General features: G+C 54.4%; 23 protein-coding genes and 1 other RNA gene. 15 read left to right on the forward strand and 9 right to left on the reverse strand.

Going from position 1 to position 22,919, the window contains the following annotated elements; all coding sequences use genetic code 11:
- Positions 1-17: 17 nt before the first annotated feature.
- Together ABJV08_RS14385 and ABJV08_RS14390 are read right to left on the reverse strand one after the other, a co-directional pair.
- The gene (locus ABJV08_RS14385) at positions 18-467 is read right to left on the reverse strand and encodes a DNA polymerase III subunit chi (RefSeq protein ID WP_348037470.1); all 450 of its coding nucleotides are present in this window, start codon (positions 465-467) and stop codon (positions 18-20) included.
- 41 nt (positions 468-508) lie between these two features.
- The gene (locus tag ABJV08_RS14390; protein ID WP_348037468.1) at positions 509-1,966 is read right to left on the reverse strand and encodes a leucyl aminopeptidase; all 1,458 of its coding nucleotides are present in this window, start codon (positions 1,964-1,966) and stop codon (positions 509-511) included.
- 286 nt (positions 1,967-2,252) lie between these two features.
- Between ABJV08_RS14390 and lptD the strand changes: the two genes are divergently transcribed.
- The 4 genes from lptD (at position 2,253) to rsmA (ending at position 7,761) form a co-directional block, all read left to right on the forward strand.
- Positions 2,253-4,466 (forward strand): LPS assembly protein LptD, encoded by a 2,214-nt coding sequence (lptD, locus tag ABJV08_RS14395; RefSeq protein WP_348037466.1) that lies wholly within the window; start codon positions 2,253-2,255, stop codon positions 4,464-4,466.
- Positions 4,467-4,565: 99 nt separating this feature from the next.
- Positions 4,566-5,930 carry a peptidylprolyl isomerase gene (locus ABJV08_RS14400; RefSeq protein WP_348037464.1) on the forward strand — a complete coding sequence of 455 codons (1,365 nt, stop codon included), beginning with the start codon at positions 4,566-4,568 and terminating at the stop codon, positions 5,928-5,930.
- Positions 5,930-6,937: a 4-hydroxythreonine-4-phosphate dehydrogenase PdxA gene (pdxA, locus tag ABJV08_RS14405; protein WP_348037462.1), complete on the forward strand. Its 1,008-nt coding sequence runs from the start codon at positions 5,930-5,932 to the stop codon at positions 6,935-6,937. Before ABJV08_RS14400 ends, pdxA begins: the two co-directional genes overlap by 1 nt.
- A 32-nt stretch (positions 6,938-6,969) precedes the next feature.
- Positions 6,970-7,761 carry a 16S rRNA (adenine(1518)-N(6)/adenine(1519)-N(6))-dimethyltransferase RsmA gene (gene rsmA / locus ABJV08_RS14410; RefSeq protein ID WP_348037460.1) on the forward strand — a complete coding sequence of 264 codons (792 nt, stop codon included), beginning with the start codon at positions 6,970-6,972 and terminating at the stop codon, positions 7,759-7,761.
- Here the strand turns inward: rsmA and ABJV08_RS14415 are convergent.
- The gene (locus ABJV08_RS14415) at positions 7,758-9,863 is read right to left on the reverse strand and encodes a malate synthase G (protein ID WP_348037458.1); all 2,106 of its coding nucleotides are present in this window, start codon (positions 9,861-9,863) and stop codon (positions 7,758-7,760) included. The genes rsmA and ABJV08_RS14415 overlap by 4 nt on opposite strands.
- A 180-nt stretch (positions 9,864-10,043) precedes the next feature.
- Positions 10,044-10,313 (reverse strand): hypothetical protein, encoded by a 270-nt coding sequence (locus ABJV08_RS14420; protein ID WP_348037456.1) that lies wholly within the window; start codon positions 10,311-10,313, stop codon positions 10,044-10,046.
- 16 nt (positions 10,314-10,329) lie between these two features.
- On the opposite strand from ABJV08_RS14420, the gene ABJV08_RS14425 reads away from it, so the two are divergent.
- The 4 genes from ABJV08_RS14425 to ABJV08_RS14440 all read left to right on the forward strand — a co-directional run bounded on the left by ABJV08_RS14425 (position 10,330) and on the right by ABJV08_RS14440 (position 14,135).
- On the forward strand, positions 10,330-11,538 hold the full coding sequence (locus ABJV08_RS14425) for a hydrolase (RefSeq protein WP_348037454.1): 1,209 nt from the start codon (positions 10,330-10,332) through the stop codon (positions 11,536-11,538).
- Entirely contained in the window at positions 11,535-12,545 is a 1,011-nt protein-coding gene (locus tag ABJV08_RS14430) for an arginine N-succinyltransferase (protein ID WP_348037452.1), read from the forward strand. Before ABJV08_RS14425 ends, ABJV08_RS14430 begins: the two co-directional genes overlap by 4 nt.
- The gene (locus tag ABJV08_RS14435) at positions 12,542-13,804 is read left to right on the forward strand and encodes an N-succinylarginine dihydrolase (protein WP_348037450.1); all 1,263 of its coding nucleotides are present in this window, start codon (positions 12,542-12,544) and stop codon (positions 13,802-13,804) included. The genes ABJV08_RS14430 and ABJV08_RS14435 overlap by 4 nt, the downstream gene beginning before the upstream one ends.
- A 100-nt stretch (positions 13,805-13,904) precedes the next feature.
- Positions 13,905-14,135 carry a hypothetical protein gene (locus ABJV08_RS14440; protein ID WP_348037448.1) on the forward strand — a complete coding sequence of 77 codons (231 nt, stop codon included), beginning with the start codon at positions 13,905-13,907 and terminating at the stop codon, positions 14,133-14,135.
- A 51-nt stretch (positions 14,136-14,186) separates the two neighbouring features.
- Here the strand turns inward: ABJV08_RS14440 and ssrA are convergent.
- Both ssrA and mscL read right to left on the reverse strand, forming a co-directional pair.
- Positions 14,187-14,577, reverse strand: a transfer-messenger RNA (tmRNA) gene (gene ssrA, locus ABJV08_RS14445).
- 93 nt (positions 14,578-14,670) lie between these two features.
- Positions 14,671-15,090, reverse strand: coding sequence for a large conductance mechanosensitive channel protein MscL (gene mscL / locus ABJV08_RS14450; protein WP_348037446.1), 420 nt, complete (start codon positions 15,088-15,090; stop codon positions 14,671-14,673).
- Between the two features lie 144 nt (positions 15,091-15,234).
- Here mscL and ABJV08_RS14455 point away from each other — a divergent pair, with 144 nt between their 5' ends.
- The 4 genes from ABJV08_RS14455 to ABJV08_RS14470 are packed head-to-tail and all read left to right on the forward strand — an operon-like array spanning position 15,235 to position 17,859.
- Positions 15,235-15,825: a LemA family protein gene (locus ABJV08_RS14455; RefSeq protein WP_348037444.1), complete on the forward strand. Its 591-nt coding sequence runs from the start codon at positions 15,235-15,237 to the stop codon at positions 15,823-15,825.
- A gap of 44 nt (positions 15,826-15,869) precedes the next feature.
- A complete protein-coding gene (locus ABJV08_RS14460; protein ID WP_348037442.1) occupies positions 15,870-16,655 on the forward strand; it encodes a TPM domain-containing protein in 786 nt (261 codons plus the stop codon).
- On the forward strand, positions 16,655-17,332 hold the full coding sequence (locus tag ABJV08_RS14465) for a hypothetical protein (protein ID WP_348037440.1): 678 nt from the start codon (positions 16,655-16,657) through the stop codon (positions 17,330-17,332). Before ABJV08_RS14460 ends, ABJV08_RS14465 begins: the two co-directional genes overlap by 1 nt.
- 29 nt (positions 17,333-17,361) lie before the next feature.
- On the forward strand, positions 17,362-17,859 hold the full coding sequence (locus tag ABJV08_RS14470) for an NUDIX hydrolase (RefSeq protein WP_348037480.1): 498 nt from the start codon (positions 17,362-17,364) through the stop codon (positions 17,857-17,859).
- Between the two features lies 1 nt (position 17,860).
- Here the strand turns inward: ABJV08_RS14470 and ABJV08_RS14475 are convergent, their stop codons facing one another.
- Entirely contained in the window at positions 17,861-18,139 is a 279-nt protein-coding gene (locus ABJV08_RS14475; protein ID WP_348037438.1) for an NADH dehydrogenase ubiquinone Fe-S protein 4, read from the reverse strand.
- Positions 18,140-18,163: 24 nt separating this feature from the next.
- Entirely contained in the window at positions 18,164-19,177 is a 1,014-nt protein-coding gene (locus tag ABJV08_RS14480) for a polyprenyl synthetase family protein (protein ID WP_348037436.1), read from the reverse strand.
- Positions 19,178-19,293: 116 nt separating this feature from the next.
- Between ABJV08_RS14480 and ABJV08_RS14485 the strand changes: the two genes are divergently transcribed.
- The 3 genes from ABJV08_RS14485 to ABJV08_RS14495 are packed head-to-tail and all read left to right on the forward strand — an operon-like array spanning position 19,294 to position 21,702.
- Complete coding sequence (locus ABJV08_RS14485) at positions 19,294-19,575, forward strand: chorismate mutase (RefSeq protein ID WP_348037434.1); 282 nt, start codon at positions 19,294-19,296, stop codon at positions 19,573-19,575.
- 4 nt (positions 19,576-19,579) lie between these two features.
- Positions 19,580-20,029 carry a DCC1-like thiol-disulfide oxidoreductase family protein gene (locus tag ABJV08_RS14490; RefSeq protein ID WP_348037432.1) on the forward strand — a complete coding sequence of 150 codons (450 nt, stop codon included), beginning with the start codon at positions 19,580-19,582 and terminating at the stop codon, positions 20,027-20,029.
- Positions 20,026-21,702: a DUF4166 domain-containing protein gene (locus tag ABJV08_RS14495; protein ID WP_348037430.1), complete on the forward strand. Its 1,677-nt coding sequence runs from the start codon at positions 20,026-20,028 to the stop codon at positions 21,700-21,702. The genes ABJV08_RS14490 and ABJV08_RS14495 overlap by 4 nt, the downstream gene beginning before the upstream one ends.
- Positions 21,703-21,721: 19 nt before the next feature.
- Here ABJV08_RS14495 and ABJV08_RS14500 read toward each other — a convergent pair whose 3' ends face one another.
- Positions 21,722-22,891 carry an NAD(P)/FAD-dependent oxidoreductase gene (locus ABJV08_RS14500; RefSeq protein ID WP_348037428.1) on the reverse strand — a complete coding sequence of 390 codons (1,170 nt, stop codon included), beginning with the start codon at positions 22,889-22,891 and terminating at the stop codon, positions 21,722-21,724.
- Between the last annotated feature and the right edge of the window lie 28 nt (positions 22,892-22,919).

Raw genomic sequence — 22,919 nt, forward strand, 5'->3', positions numbered from 1 at the left:
CAACCCGATCATGAAAGTCAGGGGCCTTCAACCCAACGTCCGCCATCCTGCTTCCAGTAGCGCGGCGTGACATCTGGATTGGCCGTCAAATCCCGCCAAGCTGTTCGCGCTTGATCGATTTGTTCGACAGAAAACAGAAAGAACACGCGCTCAAAGGCCAACGCGTCATCCCGCCAATACCCGTCAGACAAAATGCCATATGGCGCTCCGTTGGCTGGATCGCAACGATCGGATATCAGGATCGGTTGATCGGCCTGCCGCTCCGATCCTGCGACGTCATGGGCCAGAAAACTAGCAGGATCATCACTCCACAGGGCCTTGCTCAACGTTGCGCGGCTATCCGCGTCCGACGCCAACAGCAATATTCTTTTGCCTACGTCCAGCGACTTGCTCGCCAGCATTGGAACCAGCTTCTCCACCGGATCACGGGTCAGATGATAGAAATCAACGCGCACGGCAGCATTCACCAAATTTTCCAATCAGCCTGCGCCGCATGGAGGCAACCGGATCAAACTTCGAAATGATCTGCGACATATTGGTTGAGCAGGCGCACGCCGTAGCCGGTCGCGCCTTTTTCCCAAACCGGATTCGGCTTGTCGGCCCAGACCATGCCGGCAATATCGAGATGGGCCCATTTCACACCATCTTTGACAAAGCGTTTGAGAAATTGTGCTGCCGTAATTGATCCTGCGCCACGTGGGCCGACATTTTTCATGTCGGCAATCGGCGAGTTGATCAACTTGTCATAGGCTGGGCCGACGGGAAGACGCCAGACCGGATCGCCCGAATCTTTGCCCGCATCGATCAATCCCTGCGCCAAACCATCATCATTGCTGAAACAACCGGCATGTTCATTGCCGAGCGCGATGATCATCGCGCCGGTCAGAGTCGCAAGATCGATCATCACTTCCGGTTTGAATATCTCTTGCGTCCAGTGCATCGCGTCGCAGAGCACCAACCGTCCTTCGGCATCCGTGTTGATGACTTCAATCGTCTGTCCGTTCATGCTCTTCACAACGTCGCCGGGGCGCTGCGCTTTGCCGTCAGGCATATTCTCGACCAGACCGCAGACGCCGACGACATGCGCCTTGGCTTTCCGGCCAGCAAGCGCTTTCATTGTTCCAGCAACCGCTCCGGCACCGCCCATATCCCATTTCATTTCTTCCATGCCTGCGCCCGGTTTCAATGAAATGCCGCCGGTATCAAAGGTAACGCCCTTGCCGACGAGCGCCAGCGGCGTTTTCTGGGCACCATCGGTGCCGTCCCAGCGCATGGCGAGCAACCGCGGTGGTCGTTCGGAACCTTGCGAGACGCCAAGCAGAGCGCCCATCCCGAGCTTCTCCATTTCATCCCAGCCGAGCACCGTGAACTCGACACCAAGATCTTTCAATTCCTCACAACGAGCGACAAAACTCTCGGGATAGATGGTGTTTGCCGGTTCAGCGACCAATTCGCGAGTCAGAGCGACGCCATCCGCCACGGCGGACAGGTCCTGCCAGGCTTTAGCCGAAGCTATATCTTGATCCAGCACCGTAATTGTCGCCAGCGTGACCTTTTGCTTCTCTGGCATCGTGGTCCGATATTTATCATGCCGCCAGCTGCGCAACTTTGCACCGAAGAGCAGACGCGCCAAAGATGTTTCGCCTAGGTCGGACGGAGCAATCACCGCATGTTTTGCTCCGGACGCAAGGATTTTGGCAATGGCGGAACCACCAGCGGTCTCAGCATCTGTCGCCTTGCCTTTGCCCACTCCCGTCAGAACCACCCGAAGAATTTCGCCCGCTTCCGTCACGAACGTCTCGAATACTTCGCCCGGCGTCCCGCCAAACCGCGCCGCTTTTGCAGACGCCTTCACTGTGCTCGATTGTTCCAATCCAAGATCGAAATCATTCAATCCATCGTTGGCAATCGCAAATATAATCGCATCAGCATCCGCAGGCCGCTCATTGGCAAAGTTAAAATTCATCGGAAAACTGTCCTTATTCATGTGTTTTGAAGAGTGAAGTGAATAGCCTTGGCGGTTCACTCGTCGATCCGAATCGTGCACGAGCGGGGCGACTTTTCTCTTATCGAAGGTCGTTGCTGCACGGTCTTGGTTTTTTGGTCAAGCATCTGTTCATCAGAATCTGTCAAAGAAAATTTGCAGACGAGACAAACAGGTGCAATAGGCGTTCGAAAGGTGGGCAGTGCAGATGGGCAGTGCGATATTTGATGCTGTCTAAAGTGGGGCTATAAGCAAGTTGAGCCAGTCGATGAAATCTTCACTCGCCCTTTCTATACTGTTTTTGGCCGCTGCGACGCCGGCCAATGCTTTGGCACAATCGCAGGGCACTGCGACCGATGCGCCCGACCTTCAAAAGGATGAAATCGAATTCAGTGCCGATAGCATTGACTATGATTTCGAAAATGACATCGTCACCGCAGAAGGAAATGTGCTCCTCAACCGCGACGGCTATAAGTTGCAGGCTGATCAGGTTATTTGGAACCGGAAAACAGGCGCTGTCGTCGCAGAAGGCGGTATTCGTTCCTTTAGCCCTGATGGTGATGTGGCTTATGGCGACCGTATCGAACTGACCGACAGTCTGCGCGATGGCGCTGTCGAAAATCTTCTCTTGGTCCTGGATGATGGCAGCCGCTTGGCAGCGCGGAAGAGCGAACGTTTTGCGGACGGATCGCTGGCGCTCGACAATGCCGCTTATACAGCCTGTGCTGTCACCACCGAAGACGGATGCCCCCAAAACCCCAGTTGGCAAATAAAGGCGGTCAAAGTATTTTATGATCCGGTCAAGAAACGGGTCAAATATCAAGGCGCTCGCGTCGAAATTTTCGGATTGCCCGTCATTCCGTTGCCCGGCCTATCACATCCCATAACCGACGAAAACCGCAGCGGGATCTTGGTTCCAGACATTAAGTTTGATACCGTAAACGGCGTCGGCGTCAGTGTTCCTTATTACTTCAGCATTGCGCCCAATCAGGATGCCACGGTCACAGCGCAGATTTTTACAGATGTTGCCCCCCTGATCAGCGGCACCTATCGCAATCTAGATCAACAAGGCGCTTTCCAGCTAACCGGCTACGCCACTTATGGCTCCCGCATTCCGACCGGAGCATCTCAGGCGTTGCCCAATGCCGAAGAGGATTTCCGCGGATATTTTGCGACCAGCGGACGGTTTAGACTGGATGACAAATGGACGGTGTCCCAATCAGCCCGTATTGTTTCTGATCGCACCTTCCTGCGCCGCTATGATATCAGTGATGATGATAGCCTTCGGTCAACAATCAATGTGGAACGGATCAGCAACAATAGCTATTTTTCTTTGGCGGGTTGGGCTTTTCAGACCTTGCGGGCAAACGACCCGCAAAACCGGGTTCCAATCGCCTTACCGGTGATCGACTATCGCCAGCGCTTCAACGATCCCGTCCTAGGCGGGCGACTTGAAGTGCGGGCAAACAGCCTGGCGATCGGGCGAAGCGAAGGCCAAGATACACAACGCGCCTTTGCGTCAGCCCGATGGGATTTGCGTAAGCTAACCAACATGGGGCAAGAGATCACTTTTACAGGGTTTGCGCGCGGTGATGTTTACCATAGCGATGACAATTTACTGAACGAGACCGCAATCTATCGTGGTCAAAGTGGCTGGCAGGCCCGTGCAATCGCAACAGCCGCAATTGATGTAAGATGGCCTTTGATCGGTGAAGCCTTTGGCGGCACGCAAACAATAACGCCCCGTTTTCAAATTGTCGCAACACCAGGCTTGGCGAATCTCTCGGTTCCGAATGAAGACGCCCGCTCCGTTGATCTGGAAGACACAAATCTTTTCGCACTCAACCGATTTCCCGGTCATGACCGCTACGAAGACAATGTTCGAGCGACCTATGGGTTGGAGTGGGAAATCAATCGCCCCAATCTTAAGGTCAACATGATTGTCGGCCAAAGCTATCGACTAGCAAACAACAACAATATTGTTCCTGACGGAACAGGTCTCTCCGAGCGTTTCTCCGACATTGTTGGCCGCACAAATGTGCGGTTCAAGGACATCGTCAAATTTACCCACCGATTCCGGCTGGACAAAGACAATCTTGCTGTTCGACGCAACGAGATCGACGCAACCATCGGTTCCAAGGGCACCTATGCTCAAGTCGGTTATCTCCGTTTGAACCGCAATATCGGATCGCAACTGGAAGATCTCAGAGATCGGGAAGAAATTCGCGTTGGCGGTCGGTATCAAGTTGACAAATATTGGTCTGTGTTTGGCTCTGCTATCGTTGATCTGACAGATCGTAGTGAAGATCCTCTCTCCATCGCGGATGGCTATGCGCCGGTAAGACATAGACTTGGTGTGGCTTATGACGATGGCTGTCTATCGATGGGAGTAACGTGGCGCTACGATTATGAAGACACTGGCGATGCGCGGCGTGGCAGTACTTTTCTGTTCCGGCTGGCATTGCGCAATCTGGGCGTGTAGAGGGTTTTTTAATCGGACTATGCCGCTCATATTGGGTTCAGCAGATATATGCTATTTGCAACATGAAATTTACTCTTTGTAGTTGAGAAGAAACAAGAAATGATTTTATCGAATATCAAAATCCAGGGCTTCAAAACCAAGGCTGTGTTGATCGCGGCGCTTGCCATTGCAGGTGCATCGCCATCCGTCAGCCAAACCGTTTCTGATAGTTCCGTCCCACAAACCGGATTGAATATTCCTACCGAATTGACAATATTTGGCAAAAACGACCCAAATGTTCGGCGCGCCACGGCGATTGTTAACGGCGATATCATAACCGGAACCGATGTCGGCCATCGTCTCGCCCTTATTGTCGCAGCCAATGGCGGCGAAGTTTCGGACGAAGAGAAACAGCGCCTGCGGCTTCAGGTTCTGAGAAACCTGATCGATGAAACGCTGCAAATCCAGGAGGCGGAAGCCAATGAAATTACCATTGCAGAAGGGGAAGTCGAAGCCACTTTCCGTCAGGTAGCGCAACAGAATTTCAAGCAAGACATTGGCGCATTTGATCAATATCTCCGCAGGCAAGGTTCCTCGACGGATACTTTGAGACGGCAGATAAAAGGCGAGTTGGCATGGAGCCGCCTGCTCCGCCGCAACATTCAACCCTTCATCAATGTCGGTGATGAAGAGGTCAACACCATCATTGAACGATTGAACGCCTCCAAGGGAACGAGCGAATATCGGATCGGCGAAATCTATATGTCGGCTTCTCAGGAAACCGCACAGCAAGTCGCCGAAAATATGGCCAAAATATTGGAGCAAATCCGCGCAGGCGGTTCTTTTGTTGCCTATGCGCGTCAATTTTCCGAAGCGTCGACCGCCGCGACCGGTGGTGATCTCGGTTGGGTGCGGCCGGCTCAATTGCCTCAAACTCTAGCAAATGCCGCTGGACAGATGCAGGTTGGCCAGGTTGTTGGCCCCGTTGAAGTACCCGGCGGTTTCTCTATCCTCTACCTAATCGACACGCGCCAAGTCCTTACCGCTGATCCCCGCAATGCTCTGCTCAGCCTCAAACAGCTGGCAATAAGCTTTCCTGCAGGCATCACTGAAGCGCAAGCTTCCGCCCAAGCCGGCCGTTTTGCGACAGAGACACAGGCGATCAAGGGTTGCGGAGCAGCCAATGAAGTCGCCGCTCAACTGGGCGCCAGCGTAGTCGATAATGATCAAGTGAAATTGCGTGACCTTCCAGCAGCCTTGCAAGGAACCATTGCAAATCTGCAAATCGGCCAGGCGAGCCAGCCTTTTGGGTCGGTCGCTGACGGGGTACGTGTTCTTATTCTTTGCGGACGCGATGACCCCCTGACCGCTTCCGCGCCGTCCTTTGATGACATCATGTCTCGGTTGGAGAATGAACGGGTCAACAAACGGGCGCAGATTTACCTGCGTGACCTGAGACGCGACGCGATCATCGAATATAATTAATGGCGGATTGGAACGCAAAGCCATTTGCAGTTTCTTGCGGCGACCCCGCCGGTGTTGGGCCCGAAATCATTGGCAAGAGCTGGAAACAGCGAGCAGAGGCTGGCCTTAAACCCTTTTTTACGATCGGGAATATTGCCGATTTTGAGAATCTTGCTGACGTTCCGGTTCAAAAAATCGATCAACCGGCTCAAGCCAGCGCGGTATTTGGCACGGCCTTGCCCGTATTCCACATTCATGAAGCCGCCGCCGCGGTGCCAGGAGAGGCAACTTTGGACGGAGCGCAATGTTCGCTTCACGCCCTTGAAATTGCCTGCGGATTGGCCCGCTCAGGGGATGCCGGCGCGGTCATCACCGCCCCTGTTTCCAAAACGCAGCTTTATCAGGTCGGCTTTCGTTATCCCGGTCAAACCGAATTTGTATCGGAACGCTGCGGCATAGCGCGGGAGAATGCTGTGATGATGTTGGCGGGCCCGTCTTTGCGTGTGGTTCCCATGACCGTCCACATCGCGCTGAAAGATTTGCCAGCGCATTTTACCGAAGCTCTGATCATCGCTCGGGCCCGTGTGGCAGAAAAAGCGCTGGTCCGGAATTTTGGGATAGTGAATCCGCGCATCGCGATTGCTGGCCTCAATCCGCATGCCGGAGAGAATGGCAATCTCGGCGACGAAGAACAAAAGATCATGCAACCCGCAATTGATAAGCTCCGCCAAGAGGGCATGGACATTACCGATCCCCTGCCCGCCGACACGATGTTCCACGCAGAAGCACGGATCAGATATGATGTCGCGCTGTGCCCCTATCATGATCAAGCACTTGTCCCTCTGAAGACTCTCCACTTTTTTGATGGTGTCAACATCACGCTTGGCCTTCCCATCGTTCGCACCTCTCCCGATCATGGCACTGCATTTGATATCGCCGGAAAGAATATTGCAGATCCAAGGTCTATGATTGCTGCGATCCAGATGGCAGCGACCGCGGTTGCCAACCGACAGATCCACGACAGTTGAAACAGCATGTTGCCCTGCCCCCGCTTCGGGAGGTGATCAAGAAACACGGTCTTTCCGCGAGCAAGGCGCTGGGCCAGAATTTCCTGTTCGACATGCAGCTTCTGGACAAGATTGCCGCGGTCCCGGGCAATCTTGAGAACCAGCATGTCTTCGAAGTCGGCCCAGGCCCGGGCGGACTGACCCAAGCGCTGCTGCAAGCGGGCGCCAGCGTTACCGCGGTGGAACGAGATGAACGCTGCTTGCCAGCATTGACAGAATTGTCCGAATATTTCCCGGATCGTCTGAAATTGATCAACGACGATGCGCTGGCCCTTGACCATGGCAGTCTGTTCGATGGGCCGTTTCATATTCTGTCCAACCTGCCCTATAATATCGGGTCGGCTTTGCTGGTCAAATGGCTGTCCGCGCCGCACTGGCCGCCACAATGGCAGTCACTGACGCTGATGTTCCAGCGCGAAGTGGCAGACCGGATCGTTGCAGAGCCGGGTTCCAGCGCTTATGGCCGCCTCTCCATTCTGGCCCAGTGGCGCAGCGAGGCGAAGCTCGCAATGACCGTCCACCGTTCGGCCTTCACGCCCCCGCCAAAGGTCATGTCTGCGGTCGTCCATCTTATCCCCAAGCCACAGCCCGAGGGCGTGGACTTTGCCAAGCTGGAGATATTGACGCAGACGGCCTTCAGTCAAAGACGAAAAATGCTGCGCCAAAGCCTAAAGAAGCTGCCCGGTGGCCTTGATGCCCTGGAACAAGCCGGCATCGAGAGCACACGCCGCCCGGAAACCCTCACGGTTTCCGAATTTGTGGAACTCGCCAGACTGCTTTCCTAGTTGCTGGCTTTCAGCTTCCGCCGATAGGCATGCAACAACGGTTCGGTATAACCGCTGGGTTGCCCGCACCCCTTGAACACAAGATCACGGGCCGCCTGAAAAGCCAGGCTATCATCGGGATTTGAAGCCATTGGCCGATAGAGCGGATCACCCGCATTCTGATCGTCCACCTTGGCCGCCATCCGCAGCAGGGCGGCATCGACCTGCTCGGCCGAACAGACGCCATGCAGCATCCAATTGGCCATATGCTGCGAAGAAATTCGCAGTGTCGCGCGGTCTTCCATCAGACCGACATCATTGATGTCCGGTACTTTGGAGCAGCCGATGCCCTGATCAATCCAGCGCACAACATAACCCAATATGCCTTGGGCATTATTGTCGAGTTCGCGTTCAATTTCCGCGTCCGACCAATTATGGCCATCCGCCAACGGAACGGTCAGCAACTTATCGAGCGGAGCAATTCCATCAGCCGCGACCTCTTTCTGCCGGTCGAACACATTGACCCGGTGATAGTGGATCGCATGTAGTGTCGCAGCCGTCGGGCTTGGCACCCAGGCGGTGTTGGCACCGGTCATCGGATGACCGATTTTCTGTTCCATCATGTCGGCCATCATGTCGGGTGCGGCCCACATGCCTTTTCCGATCTGCGCCTTGCCGGACATGCCGCAAGCCAGACCGATAGCGACGTTGCGCTGTTCATAGGCGGCGATCCAGTCACTATTCTTGATATCGCCCTTTGCCAGCATCGCGCCCCCTTGCATCGAGGTGTGGATTTCGTCGCCAGTCCGGTCGAGGAAACCGGTGTTGATGAACACAATCCGGTCTTTCACGGCATGGATACAGGCAGCGAGATTGGCGGAAGTCCGGCGCTCTTCGTCCATCACACCGACTTTGATCGTGTGGCGATCCAGCCCCAGCAAATCTTCCACCGCGTCGAACAGGTCATTGGTAAAACCGCATTCCTCTGGTCCGTGCATTTTCGGCTTCACGATATAGATGGAACCAGCGCGGCTGTTGCGCAGGTCGCCGAGCCCCTTGATATCATGCATCGCGATCAGGCTCGTGAACACGCCGTCGAGCAAGCCTTCGGGTGCTTCCGGTCCGTCGGCGAGCAGCACTGCTGGATTGGCCATGAGATGGCCGACGTTGCGCACAAACATCAAGCTACGCCCGGGCAGCGTGAATGGCTTCCCGTCATTATCAGTATAATCACGATCCGGATTGGCCTTGCGCGCGATCGTCCGGCCGCCCTTCTCGAAAGAAGCATCCAGATCGCCGCGCATCAGCCCTAGCCAGTTGGTATAAGCCAGGACCTTGTCTTCAGCATCCACAGCCGCAACGGAATCTTCCATGTCGATAATCGTCGTCAGCGCCGCTTCCATCAGAACATCCGCGATATGGGCAGGATCATCCTTGCCAATCGGGTGCGCCGGATCGATCACCACTTCAACATGCAAGCCATTATGCTGGAGCAAGATGGACTGGCCACTGCGACCAACCCGCTGCAAAGGATCAGCCAAGACCAGCTCGCCGCCCGCAAAATCGATCCATGATCCCGAAGCGAGGGGAAAGGCTTCGTCTAGAAAAGCTTTTGCCGCTTTGACCACATGCGCGCCCCGCTCCGGGTCATAACCTCCCGCTTTGGCTGGCGGTGCATCGAGTGCATCCGTGCCATAAAAGGCATCATAGAGGCTGCCCCAGCGGGCGTTGGCGGCGTTCAGAACGAAGCGATCATTGAGGGATGGCACAACCAGCTGTGGTCCGGCCATGGTCGCAATTTCCGGATCAACATTTTCCGTTGTTATCGAAAATGCGGAAGGTTCCTCAACCAGATAGCCGATGCCTTTTAGAAATGCCTGATATTCGGCCTGATCAATCGGTCGCCCCTTCTGATCGATATGCCAGGCGTCAATCTGCGCTTGCAGATTTTCGCGCTTGGCCAGAAGCTCCGCATTGCGTGGCGCAAATTTACCGAGCAGCTCTGCAAAGCCCGCCCAGAATGTTGAACCATCAACACCGGTTCCCGGCAGGGCCTGACCATTCACGAAATCAAACAGTTCCTGCGCAATCTGGACACCGTTCTGGCTGACATATTCGGACATAATTTTTCCTCGTTCCAATCATTAAGCCGGAGCGTACAAGGCGCACCGCAAGTTTTCAAAATTTTCCGGGGAGGAATCGCAGCCGTCTATGGCGGCTCTTTTTCGCCCTGTAAATGGGATGGGCAATGGGAGTGGCGGAAAAGCATATTCCCGGAGACGAACTTTACAAAGTTTACACAGTCAAAGAAAATTCTGCTTCAAAGCCGAACTTGTCCATGGAAACCGAATTAACAAATTGTAATAAATAGATTTTTGATCCAATTCCTGAACTGGATTGGCGCTATATCCGACGATGGCTGCTTCGAACGCTTTGCTGCGATACATATCAAAATCCTCCAAAAATGGCCGCGGCTCTTCTCTCAAAAAGTCCATATGATGACTATATTCTGCAACGCCCATGTAGGACAGGATTTCCTTGGCAACACAGCGGGTGACATCGGATGGTGACAAATGCTACCAGTTTCAAATGAAAGCAAATTCCTTCCCGGAACAAGAGACGCTGGACAAAGCCGGCGCACTGCCTTTGTTGTCGCGGACCCTTGAATGGGCGAAGATCAACAGCGGCACCACTAACCTCGAAGGCCTGAAGGCCGTCGGGGAGATGCTGGTCGACTCGTTTTCGGTTCTACCCGGAACTGTGCGGCTGGTTGATCCCGAGCCGGTAGAAGTCGTGCGCTCCAACGGCGTGATTGATCATATCCAGCGCGGACAGCATCTAGTGGTCTCTGTCCGCCCGGACGCTTCGGTGCGCATCTTGCTCACCGGACATATGGATACCGTCTTCGCGGTCGACCATCCGTTTCAACAGATAGAAGAACTGGAACCCGGCGTTTTAAACGGTCCCGGCCTGGCAGACATGAAGGGCGGCATTTCCGTCATGCTCGGCGCGCTGCAATTGCTCGAGCAAAGCGATGTTGCCGACCGGATCGGCTATGATGTGATGATCAACAGCGACGAAGAAGTCGGTTCCGGTTCATCGGCTTCGCTGATCACCCGACTGGCGAAGGGCAAGACGGCTGCCCTCACCTATGAACCCGCCCTGCCCGACGGCACGCTTGCCGGAGAGCGCGGCGGCAGCGGGAATTTCTCTGTGATATTTACCGGCAAAAGCGCCCATGCCGGCCGCAATCCCGACGAGGGGCGCAATGCGCTGATCGCGGCAGCCGATATGGCTGTGCGCTTGAAAGCACTTCACCGCGAAGGTCTCAGCGTAAATCCTGCAAAAATTGATGGTGGCGGGCCGAACAATAGCGTTCCGGACCACGCAATCCTGCGCGTCAATTTCCGTCCAAAATCTCTTGAAGATCAGGCGCAGGCACAAGTCGCACTGGACAAATTACTCACCGAAATCGCGGGCGCGCATGACCTTGATGTTCATTGCCACGGCGGCTTTGGTCGCCCGCCCAAGCCGATCGATGCGCAAGCCCAAAAGCTCTTTGGCCTGGTCAAGAAATGCGGTGCCGATCTGGGTCTTGATATCAACTGGCGCGACACGGGCGGAGTTTGCGACGGCAATAATATCGCGGCTTGCGGCATTCCGGTGGTGGACACGATGGGCGTCCGCGGCGGAGCTATCCACAGTGCGGATGAATTTTTGATCACAGACAGTCTGGTGGAGCGGACACAATTATCGGCGCTGACGATCATGCGCATCGCCGAAAAAGGAGGATTATGAGTTTCCGGATACGCGCAGCGCGGGTCGATGATCTGCAGCATCTCTACGAAATGGCGAAACTCACGGGCGGCGGGTTTACCAACCTGCCGGCGGATCGGGATTCCCTGACGCAAAAGCTGAAACGGTCGGAAAGCGCCTACCAGAGCGATACCAATGAACATGGCAATGATCTGTTTGTGATGGTGCTGGAAAATGTCGAGACCGGCGCGGTGCGGGGCACGTCTCAGCTATTCACCAAAGTGGGACAGACATGGCCCTTCTATTCCTATCGTTTGAGCACATTGTCACAAACCAGCAAGGAGCTGGACCGCACGTTCAGCGCGCAAATGCTAAGCCTTGTCACCGATCTGGAAGGGGCCAGCGAAGTCGGCGGCCTATTCCTCCATCCCGGCGAGCGCGCTGGCGGCCTGGGCATGTTGCTGGCCCGCAGCCGCTATTTGTTCATCAAAGAACATCGCAACCGCTTTGGCGGCAAGATTTTTGCCGAATTGCGCGGTGTGATTGACGAAGCCGGCGGGTCTCCCTTTTGGGATGGTCTTGCGGGACGTTTCTTTGGCATGAGCTTTCAGGAAGCCGATTATTTCAACGCCATTCACGGCAACCAGTTCATCGCCGACCTGATGCCCAAACATCCGATCTATACTGCGATGCTCAGCGAATCTGCGCGAGCCTCAATCGGTGTGCCGCACACGAGCGGCCGGGCCGCTATGCGCATGTTGGAAAACGAGAATTTCTCTTATGATGGCTATGTCGACATTTTTGACGGCGGTCCAACCATGATCGCAAAAACCAATGATGTAACCAGCATCCGCAATTCCCAATCGGCGGCGATTACCGACATTGCAGATGGCAGCACCAAATCGATCATATCCCACGGCTCGTTCCTGGGTTTTCAGGCGACTTATGCGATGGTGACAGAAAATGCCGAAGGCGTGACCATTGATGCAGAGGCGGCGCAGAATCTCGGATTGAGCGTAGGCGACATGATCAGGCATATTCCGCGATGAGCCGTCTCGTTGAAATTAATTTCGATGGTATCATCGGACCAAGCCACAATTACGCCGGGCTGAGCGTTGGCAATATCGCATCGTCCAACAATGCTGGCGAAACCGCTTATCCGCGCGAGGCGGCCCTCCAGGGTATTGCCAAGATGCGGCACAATATCGACCTTGGCCTGACGCAGGGCTTTTTCATGCCGCTGGATCGTCCGAACACGGCTTGGCTGGAAAGCCTGGGAACGACAGCGGCTGCGGCCGAACCGCACATGCGCGCGGCGGCTTTCTCCGCTTCCTCGATGTGGGCGGCCAATGCAGCCACCATTTCTCCCGCACCAGATGCGCCAGATGGTAAATGCCACCTCACCGTCGCCAATCTGCAAACCATGCCGCATCGCAGCCACGAATGGCCGGGAACATTGGCGCAGTTGCGACTGGCTTTTGCAGACAGCGACCATTTCGTTGTGCACGCCCCTGTGCCCTCCCCTTTTGGTGATGAAGGGGCCGCCAACCATATGCGGCTTTGTTCGGGCCATGACGCAACCGGCCTTGAGATATTTGTCTATGGCAAAAGCGGTGGCCCGTTTCCGGCGCGCCAGCATATCGACGCCAGCAAAGCCGTGGCGCGCAAACATGGCCTGGATGCAGAGCGCGCGCTATTCGCCCAACAGTCGGAAATAGCGATCGCTGCGGGCGCGTTTCACAATGATGTGGTTGCCGTGGCCAACGAGCGCGTCTTGTTCACCCATGAACAGGCCTTTGAACAGCCCGACAAGCTTTATAGCGACATCCGGACCATGATGCCGGATGCGGAGATTATCGTTGTTCCGGCCGATAAGGTCAGCCTGGCAGATGCGATCAAATCCTATCTTTTCAACGCGCAGCTGGTGACCCTGCCGGATGCAGGCGGCATGGCGCTTATCTTGCCCAGCGAAGCGCGAGAAAACGAACGGGTCTGGGCCTATCTGACAGAACTTGTCGCTGGCAACGGTCCGATCCGCCGATTGTGTCCGGTCGACGTCCGGCAATCCATGGCCAATGGCGGTGGACCAGCCTGCCTTCGATTGCGGGTTGTCGCAGACCCCGCCACCGTCGATCCGCGCTTCATGGCAACGCCAGAGAAGCTCGAGGCGATGGCCGAAATTGTCGGAAAATACTGGCCGGAGTCGCTGGATCCGGAACAGCTGTGCGATCCGGCGATGCACGATATCATCGGCAGAGCCAGAAACCATCTTCTAGAAATTTGTGCATTGGCTGAGCTGACGCGCTAGCCGCGCATGCTCACTGTCGGTTTAACTTACAGTTAACCTTGTTCAATCCAGAAAAATGGCGCATTTCTAAGCTTGGCATGGCGCTTGCTAGGCATGTGACATGTGGAAAAAAATTCGACGCCTGTTCATAATCAAGACCAAGTTTGAGGCGTTTCTCATCACCTATGCCTTAGCCACCGGTGCGGTGGCACGCGGTCAGGCCTATATGGTCCAATATCCAGGCTGGGGCGGGAAATTGCTGTTTCTGGCAGCAACCGGCGCGGTTTTCATGGCAGGTGCCAAAATGATCGAAGCGATCGAACTGCACAGGACGTACGGCAACGACTATTGATCGGCAAAAACCGATCCCTGCCGCCGCATATCATTCAAGAGTCAGAGATAAAGTGGAAGGCTTCTGTTGCCCGGTGCCTTCCAAACCGCTGAATTCCCTTCTGTTGCCCGGTGGGTTCAACCGCGCATAGCTTTCTAACTTATAACCGTGAGGTCAATGGGTTAGGCAGCAATAGCGAGTGCTTCATTATCATTTGCACTTATAGGTTTTGAGCAATCACGGCATACTCAGGCCGGGTAAAAATAGAGCCTTTGAACACACGTCGATCCTAATTCGGCCCCATCAACAAAAGCGTCCTACATTGCTGCAAACCGCCTGAAATGGTGGAGCCGCCGGGTACTGCCCCCGGGTCCGTTGTGTCTATTACACACCATCATTTATCACCATAGTCCGTCGAAACGAACAGGACCTATATAGGGATAAATATCTGAATGAATAGTGCACAGACACAAAAAGAGCCCCTCCGGGGTTGCAACATGCCAAAAGCCGTTTGCTTCCCAGAGGAGCCCAATTTATTCCACATCAACTCAGATAGTTATTTTTTCAAACTATCCCGAATTTCGGTCAACAGGTCAATTTCACTTGGCCCTGTATCTTCCACTTCCTCTTTGGCCATTGCTTTGCTTGCATAGCGCACGATCATGAAGATGATGAACGCGAGAATGATGAAGTTGATCACCACGGTGAGGAACTGGCCCCAGCCGAGCATCGGAACGCCTGCTTCTTTCAACGCGGCATAGTCGGTCATTGCACCGGCAAAATCGGCTGGCGGTGAGCCCAGCAATATGAACATGCCCGAGAAGTCGGGAACGCCAAATATCGCGCTGACAATCGGCATGATGACGTCTTCGGTCAACGATGTGGTAATCGTTGCAAAAGCAGCCCCGATAATGACGGCGACTGCAAGATCGAGCACATTGCCCTTCAAAATAAATGATTTGAACTCGTTTAACATAATTTATCCCTTCCCATTTCTAACGTCATGTAAATGCATGAAAAATGACTTTTTGTCGAGCGAAGTCGTTGCAAAAGCCACCATTGATACCTATTTTTACAGGGTGGAGCGGCATCTTGCCGTGTGGATGGAGGGTTTTCAAACATGACGACTAAATTGATCAAATTTCTAGTGGTTCCAGCCGTGGCCTTGTCGCTAAGCGCCTGCGGAATCAACAGTGTGCCGACAGCAGAAGAAAATGCAAAAGCAAAATGGGCTGATGTCGAAAGCACCTATCAACGCCGCGCCGATCTAATCCCCAATCTGGTGGAAACCGTGAAGGGTTTTGCCGCGCAAGAATCAGAAGTTCTGACCAAAGTGACTGAAGCACGGGCGAAGGCTACATCCATACAAGTCAATCCCGGTGATTTGAACAATGCTGGAGCCATGCAAAATTATACGATGGCGCAAGACGGTCTCTCTCAAGCTCTAAGCGGCATGCGCGTGGTTGTTGAAAAATATCCAGATCTAAAATCAAATCAAAACTATCTCGCGCTGCAAAGCCAGCTCGAAGGCACGGAAAACCGGATCAATGTCGCCCGGCGCGATTACAATGAATCGGTGCGTCAATATAATACAACTATCCGAACATTCCCGGACATTATCGGCGCAAAGATCATACATGGTGCGGAGCCGATGGAACCCTTTGCGTCAACGACAGAAGGCGCTGACGAAGCACCTGAAGTCAGCTTCTAGGAGTGATTGCCGTTCGATCTACTCTGTCACTGAAAACAGCCGTTATGGGCTTGGTGATCGCCTTTTTGGCGATCGCCAGCCCGGCTTTTTCACAAAGCTTCCCAAAGCTCACCGGCCGCGTTGTCGATCAGGCGAATCTGCTTGATCCGGCGCAAGAGGCTGAGCTCACCGCAAAGCTTGCGGGGCTGGAAACCCAATCTAATCGCCAACTTGTGGTCGCCACGGTCAATAGTCTCGAAGGCTATGATATTGAAAGCTACGGTTATCAGCTCGGTCGCACATGGGGCATTGGACAGGATGGCGTCGGAGAAACGGAAAAAGACAATGGATTGATCCTGCTCGTCGCGCCCAATGACCGCAAAGTGCGCGTCGAAGTGGGCTATGGCCTTGAAGGCATTATGACCGACGCCCTGTCGGCCATGATAATCCAGAACGACATCCTACCGGAATTTCGCAACAATAATATGGCCGGTGGAATCATTGCCGGCGTAGATCGCATTGCGACCCAATTGACTCTTCCCGAAGAGGAAGCACGACTCATCGCGCAGGAAATTGGCCAGCAATCCCGCGAGGGTGACAAAGAAAATATCGGCTTGCTGGTCTTCTGGGGCTTCATTCTGATTTTCTTCGTCATTATCCCGATGTTCTCGAATCGCGGCGGCAAACGCTATCGGCATGGCGCAGGTCCCGTTGTGATCTGGGGCGGTGGCGGCTCTAGCTGGGGTGGCGGCAGCAGCAGCGGCGGCTTTGGCGGAGGCGGCGGCTTCGGCGGCGGTTTCAGTGGCGGCGGAGGCGGCTTCGGGGGCGGCGGCGCGTCGGGAGGCTGGTAATGGGAAAAGTGAACCAATTTACCCCGGACGATCACAAGATTGTCACCTCTGCAGTGTCGCTGGCGGAAAAGACCACCGATGGCGAAATTGTTACCATCGTCACAGGCGAGTCCGATCATTATGGCGATGTTGCCTGGGCCATATCAGGCCTCGTGGCGCTAACCGCATTGCTGGTCATCAGCCTGTTTCCGGAGAAATATCTATATATTGTCGACTGGATGACCGGCGGCTGGAGCGGCATAAGCGCTTTGCCCTATTGGGCATTGTTTATTTTCGCCGCGCTAAAATTTTTCGGCACACGGCTAATCCTGATCTGGAAGCCATTGCTCTATTTCCTTATCCCGTCGCCGATCAAGAAAGCCCGCGTGCGCAAGCGGGCAATATCCTTGTTCCGGGTTTCTACCGACCATCGTACGGTCGGGCGCACAGGTATCTTGCTCTATCTTTCGATGCGCGAACATCGCGCGGAGATTGTCGCGGACAGCGCTATTGTCGACAAGGTGGAGCCAGCCATCTGGGGCGAGGCCATGGTTGGCATGATCGATCTGGTGCGCGCCGGAAAGCCGGGAGAAGGCATGGCTGAAGCTGTGCGTCAGATGGGCATTGTCCTGTCCGAACATTTCCCCAAATCGGACCAGAACCCGAATGAACTGCCCGACAGGTTGATCGAACTTTGAACGACGACCACAGCAAAAATGTAGAAACCATGTGGGAAGGCCGGTTCATCACGGCCAAGCGCGACGGCAAATGGGAATATGTTTCTCGCAGCCGCGGCATCAGAGCTGCCGTCATATTCGCGATTGATGATGGTCATATCCTGCTGGTCGAACAATATCGCGTTCCGCTGGGCAAAAACTGTATCGAACTGCCGGCCGGGCTAGTTGGCGACCATGATGACAATGCCGATGAGCAATCCTCGGTCGCGGCCATCCGCGAACTCGAAGAAGAGACCGGCTATCGGGCAGAGCGGATGAAAGATTGCGGCGAATATTATTCGTCACCGGGCATGGTGTCAGAAAGTTTTTCGCTTTTCAAAGCCAGCGGCTTGAGCAAGGTCAGCGAAGGCGGCGGGGTTGATGGAGAGAATATTCTCGTCCACCGCGTGGCGGTAGCGGGGTTAAACGAATTTATCGCGAAAAAACGCGGCGAAGGCGCCGGCATTGATGTGAAATTGCTGCTGTTGCTTCAGGCAGAAACGCTATAATTTAGCGGAAATTATCCGCATAGGCCTGCAGTTTCAGCGTCTTCTGCGGCGTTGGCACAACAGAATAGGAAATCCCGCATTTGTCGGCATAAGCCTTTGCAGCATCGGCATCCTTAAACTTCAATTTCACCTGCCGCTGCGTATCGCCGGAACCGGACCAACCGGTCAAAGGGTCAGCCTTGCGCGCTTCCGAGGGTTCAAATTCCAGCACCCATTTGTCGGTCAGAGCCTGACCGGACTGCATTGCATTCATCGGGTTTTTGTAAATTCGAGCTGCCATTTTCTGTTCCTGTCTTGCGCCGCTCTAATAGGCGCGGGAAATAGCAAATTCAACCGCCTCGGTCATTGCATCCCGGGCTTTGCCCGCAGAGAAGATTCCCAGCGCGTCAATCGCCCGCTGGCCATAATGCCGGGCCCGCGACATGGTGTCGTCAATCGCGCCCGTCGAGTGCAACAAACCGGTTGCTCGCGCCAGATCTTCATCAGAAGATTTATGCCCGATAATCGCATCTTTCCAGAATTTGCGATCTTCCTCATTGCTGCGCGCATAGGCCAATATCACCGGCAGGGTTACCTTGCCCTCGCGGAAATCGTCACCGGCATCCTTGCCCATGGTTTCGCTGTCGGAAGAATAGTCGATCGCGTCATCCACCAGCTGGAAGGCAATGCCAAGATTGCGGCCATAGCTGTCGAGCGCCAGTTCAATTTCCTCACCACATTCAGCAACCACGGCCGATATCCGGCTGGCCGCCGCGAACAATGCGGCTGTTTTCGCGCCGATAATCTCTAGATAACGGTCTTCGCTCGTATCAACCTTGCGTTGCGCCGTTAACTGATTGACCTCGCCTTCGGCAATGACCGCCGAAGCGTTGGACAAGATTTTTAGCACGCGGAGCGAGCCGTCTTCCACCATCAGTTCAAAAGACCGGCTGAATAGAAAGTCCCCTACCAGCACCGTTGCCGGGTTGCCAAAAATCAAATTTGCAGCCGCTTTACCCCGCCGCAGGTCGGACCCATCCACAACATCGTCATGAAGCAGAGTAGCAGTATGAATAAACTCCACGGCAGCCGCCAGTTTGAAATGGCGGTTTCCTGCATATCCGATCAGTTTCGCCGCCGCCAAGGTCAGCATGGGGCGCATCCGCTTGCCGCCGCCGGCGATCAGATGCCCGGCCAGTTCAGGAATCAAAGGAATATCGGATTGCATCCGGTCCAGAATGACGCTGTTGACCTGATTCATATCACTGGCAACCAATGACATGATGGGTTCGAGTGAAGGCGCGGTGTCCCGCCCGAGATGATGGACCGTTGCTGACATGTTGCACCGGATGTGGCAAGTCACTAGGGATAAGGCAAGTGAAATCAAACCCATATCAGTTGCGTCCCACACAAGTGGAGCGAAATGCGAGACGGGCCGAAACCGGACGGTGAATCATGGACGAAAAGCTGAATCAATATCGCGAAAGCATCAACAATATTGATGCCGCACTGGTGTTCATGCTGGCCGAGCGATTCAAGGTCACGCAAGCGGTGGGCGAATATAAGGCCAAGAATAAGCTGCCCCCTGCCGACGGTAACCGGGAACGTGAACAAATCACCCGGCTTCGTCAACTTGCCAGCGACGCCAATCTTGACCCTGAATTCTCGGAAAAATTCCTGCGTTTCATCATCGATGAAGTGATCAGGCACCACGAACGGATTCGCAGCGAGAGTTAGGGCGATGCTGGCCCGCTCTTTGGATTTGACGGGACATCCAGAATTAGTTCGCATTCCCAAGAAACTACCGCTTATCGTCTTCGACAGTGATTGCGTCTTATGTTCGCGTTCCATGCGTATTCTGGCATGGATGGATCGCAAGAATATTTTTCGGCTCACCCCTGCGCAAGGGAATATCGGCCAAGCGATATACCAATCGCTCGACATGCCCATCGATGATTATGAAACCTTCTTGGTGGTAGAACAATCGCGTGTCTGGGGTAAATCTGACGCAATCCTGCAAATAATCTATCGCTTGGGATGGCCGTGGCGGGTCCTCGCTATCCTCAGATTCGTTCCGCGATCGATCAGAGATGCCATTTACATGGTGGTTGCCCGTCACCGCTACAGAATATTTGGCCGCCGCCAGGCCTGTGGGCTCAATCAACCGTCCTTTTCGGACAAAATCATATGAAGCGCATAGTCGTCATCGGTGGCTATGGTGGATTCGGCGCGAAAGTCTGCCAATTGTTGGCCGAAGACGGTCATAACATTGTGGTGGCGGGGCGTTCTCTTGTGAAGGCCTCGGCCTTTTGTGCGCAATTTTCTTCGGAGGCGATGCAGCCCATGGCGCTGGACCGCGAACAGATCGATGCGGATCGGCTGCGATCACTTGATGTTTGCTTGTTGATCGATGCGTCAGGGCCGTTTCAGGTGCAGGATTTTCATGTTCCGAAAGCCTGCATCCAGGCTGGCATTCACTATCTCGACCTGTCAGATGGCCGAGCCTTTGTTAACGGGATTTCATCACTGAATCGCGAGGCGAAGGAGGCCCGGACTTGCGTAGTTTCCGGCGCAAGCACATTGCCTGCACTCGGCACCGCGATCACAGACTGTTTGGCCAGAGATATGGATATCGTCAAAGCGATCCGCACGTCCCTAAGCGCCAGCAACAGATTGAATGCCAGCCGTTCCGTGACCGAAGCGATCCTGAGCTATGCGGGTAAGAACATCAGTATTTGGCGTGGCGGAAAATCGGAAGAGGCGACAGGCTTGCAAGAAACCCGCCGTGTTTCTTACCAGATAAAGGGTCTTAGACCGCATGTCAGATCAGTGCGGCTTTGTGACGTGCCCGACCTAGACAGCCTGCCCAGCCGATACGCCGGCAAACCCGCCAGCGAATTTCGGGCCGGCAGCGATATCAGGGTCCTGGATTTTCTTCTGTGGATCTGCACTTGGCCGGTGGTCTGGGGGTGGCTGAAAAACCTGTCGCGTTTCACATTTCCGGCATTGCTTGCGCAGCGGTTCTTCTCGATTTTTGGCGGCGACCGGTCGGCAATGGAAGTTCGTCTATTCGGACGGTTAGGAGCCAATGCCCTTGAACGGAAATGGACCGTAATCGCCGACAATGGCGATGGCATGTGGATTCCCGCCCTTGCCGCGCCCTTGTTGGCCCGTAAGATAGTATCAGGTGAATTGGAATTTGGTGCGCGAAGTTCAAGCGGACTTCTCGATCTCAAGCTATTTCAGCCTTATTTTGACAGATATGCAATCCAGACAGAAATTGTCGAGCAACCGGCATCGGATTATCTCTATCGGCGGGTCATGGGGCAGGATTTTGATTTGCTTCCGCCTGCGGTACAATATGCACATGAGGTGCTCGGCGATCACGGGATGATTGGCAGCACGCAGGTTATCCGAGGCCGCAACGCCTTGGCCGTTCTTGTCGCCAGACTGTTTCGCTTCCCGGATTCTGGGACAAATCTCCCGGCCCATGTGCATATGAGAGAAGAAAAGGGTGTCGAAACCTGGGTCCGGAATTTCGACGGGCAAAGATTTGCGAGCACATTGTGCCAGATGGGCAATCTCTTGTCAGAACGGTTCGGTCCCTTTAATTTTGCGATGGCATTGCGGCGCACGAATGACGGCCTGTCGATGCATATGCGCAAAGCCTATTTTCTCGGCATGCGTTTTCCGCTCGCCTTGGCACCGAGAATCCAGGCCAGGGAATATGAGGCGGACGGCAGATTCCATTTTGACGTTGATATCGCTTTGCCGGTAATCGGACGGATCATCCTCTATCAAGGCCATTTGCAACCTATGGACCTAGACAATCACGCGCAGGAACAATCTCACGCGCAGCACTAATCCACCAGAATTTTGGTTCCTAGAGCGACAGAAACAGCTTTCCCGAAACGGTCTTCGCGATAAAGTTCCGGATGATCGGCCATCTCGCAAAATTGTGAATGACCATGTCTCGGATCCACGGCTTGATCCGGCTATCCGATTGATAGAGCGGCGTGAAAATGATGCTGAGCATCTGATATAGTTTGATATGTGCCATCCGCGCTTTCCGGTATTTTTTGCGGGCTATGGAGAGCGAACTGGATTGTTCCAATGCCTTGGCAAGAGCAGCGGCATCGATCAATGCCATGTTCGCACCCTGCCCCAGCTGTGGACTGGTGCAGTGCCAGCTGTCGCCGATATGGAACAGTCTATTCGATGATGAAGGCATGCCGGTCCGGTGATGATAAACAGCGAGATTCAACGCCTCGATCGATTGCAATTGCGCGACAAATGGTTCGGCTTCCGGCCAGAGACTGCAATAGTTTTTGCGGAAGGCATCGATGCCTGATGCGATCAGCCGGTCGGCATTTTCAGGTTTCTCCGACCAGAACAATGCCGCACCGGGGTTCCCCGTCGCAGGATTCAAGCCGATCGGCATGATACCGGCCATTTGATTGGCCCGAAAATAGCGCTGATCGAGTGCCGCAGGCAGAATATCATGATGCTTCGGAACATCGACAGTGGCCCAGAAAGCCCCATAATCCAGGCTCTGTACTTGCCCGCCAGCCAACGGGCTTCCCGCACCGCTGGCATCGATCAGGCAATCAAATGAAGCCGTCGCACCGCCGCTTTCAAAGACCGGTGTGATAGAGTTTTCTGTTTCATCAACCCTGGTCAATTTGCTATTTGCGATGATCGGAACAGACGCTTCTTTGGCCGCATCCAGCAGAACGGAAAACAAGCTGGCACGGTGTATGCCCAATGCGGATATGCCGTCTGAGCTATGCGCATATTGCATATCCAACGCGCGCCGGCTTTTTTCCACGGAGATCCCGTGCAATTGCTGCACCGGACTGGCGAGCGCCTTTATCCTGTCCAGCAATCCCAACTGATCGAGCACAGATTGGCCAGAGGGTTGGATCAACAATCCCGAGCCAACCGGTAGCGGTTCCGAAAATTGATCGAAAATGGTGATGGCATGACCCTGCCGCTTGAGGAAGACAGCGGCGGCCAATCCCCCTGGCCCACAGCCGATGATCGCGATGTTCAACTTATCCAGAATCGGACATCAGCCTTGG

The organism is Parasphingorhabdus sp., from assembly GCF_039982395.1.
Lineage (GTDB): Bacteria > Pseudomonadota > Alphaproteobacteria > Sphingomonadales > Sphingomonadaceae > Parasphingorhabdus.

Coding starts and splice junctions, on each gene's coding strand:
- ABJV08_RS14390 (WP_348037468.1), bottom strand. CDS start 1,966: ATGAATTTTAACTTTGCCAATGAGCGGCCTGCGGATGCTGATGCGATT.
- ABJV08_RS14455 (WP_348037444.1), top strand. CDS start 15,235: ATGACGACTAAATTGATCAAATTTCTAGTGGTTCCAGCCGTGGCCTTG.
- lptD (WP_348037466.1), top strand. CDS start 2,253: ATGAAATCTTCACTCGCCCTTTCTATACTGTTTTTGGCCGCTGCGACG.
- ABJV08_RS14440 (WP_348037448.1), top strand. CDS start 13,905: ATGTGGAAAAAAATTCGACGCCTGTTCATAATCAAGACCAAGTTTGAG.
- ABJV08_RS14400 (WP_348037464.1), top strand. CDS start 4,566: ATGATTTTATCGAATATCAAAATCCAGGGCTTCAAAACCAAGGCTGTG.
- ABJV08_RS14485 (WP_348037434.1), top strand. CDS start 19,294: ATGGACGAAAAGCTGAATCAATATCGCGAAAGCATCAACAATATTGAT.
- ABJV08_RS14490 (WP_348037432.1), top strand. CDS start 19,580: ATGCTGGCCCGCTCTTTGGATTTGACGGGACATCCAGAATTAGTTCGC.
- ABJV08_RS14465 (WP_348037440.1), top strand. CDS start 16,655: ATGGGAAAAGTGAACCAATTTACCCCGGACGATCACAAGATTGTCACC.
- ABJV08_RS14460 (WP_348037442.1), top strand. CDS start 15,870: ATGGGCTTGGTGATCGCCTTTTTGGCGATCGCCAGCCCGGCTTTTTCA.
- ABJV08_RS14415 (WP_348037458.1), bottom strand. CDS start 9,863: ATGTCCGAATATGTCAGCCAGAACGGTGTCCAGATTGCGCAGGAACTG.
- ABJV08_RS14495 (WP_348037430.1), top strand. CDS start 20,026: ATGAAGCGCATAGTCGTCATCGGTGGCTATGGTGGATTCGGCGCGAAA.
- ABJV08_RS14470 (WP_348037480.1), top strand. CDS start 17,362: ATGTGGGAAGGCCGGTTCATCACGGCCAAGCGCGACGGCAAATGGGAA.
- ABJV08_RS14425 (WP_348037454.1), top strand. CDS start 10,330: ATGAAAGCAAATTCCTTCCCGGAACAAGAGACGCTGGACAAAGCCGGC.
- ABJV08_RS14480 (WP_348037436.1), bottom strand. CDS start 19,177: ATGTCAGCAACGGTCCATCATCTCGGGCGGGACACCGCGCCTTCACTC.
- ABJV08_RS14435 (WP_348037450.1), top strand. CDS start 12,542: ATGAGCCGTCTCGTTGAAATTAATTTCGATGGTATCATCGGACCAAGC.
- pdxA (WP_348037462.1), top strand. CDS start 5,930: ATGGCGGATTGGAACGCAAAGCCATTTGCAGTTTCTTGCGGCGACCCC.
- mscL (WP_348037446.1), bottom strand. CDS start 15,090: ATGTTAAACGAGTTCAAATCATTTATTTTGAAGGGCAATGTGCTCGAT.
- ABJV08_RS14430 (WP_348037452.1), top strand. CDS start 11,535: ATGAGTTTCCGGATACGCGCAGCGCGGGTCGATGATCTGCAGCATCTC.
- ABJV08_RS14475 (WP_348037438.1), bottom strand. CDS start 18,139: ATGGCAGCTCGAATTTACAAAAACCCGATGAATGCAATGCAGTCCGGT.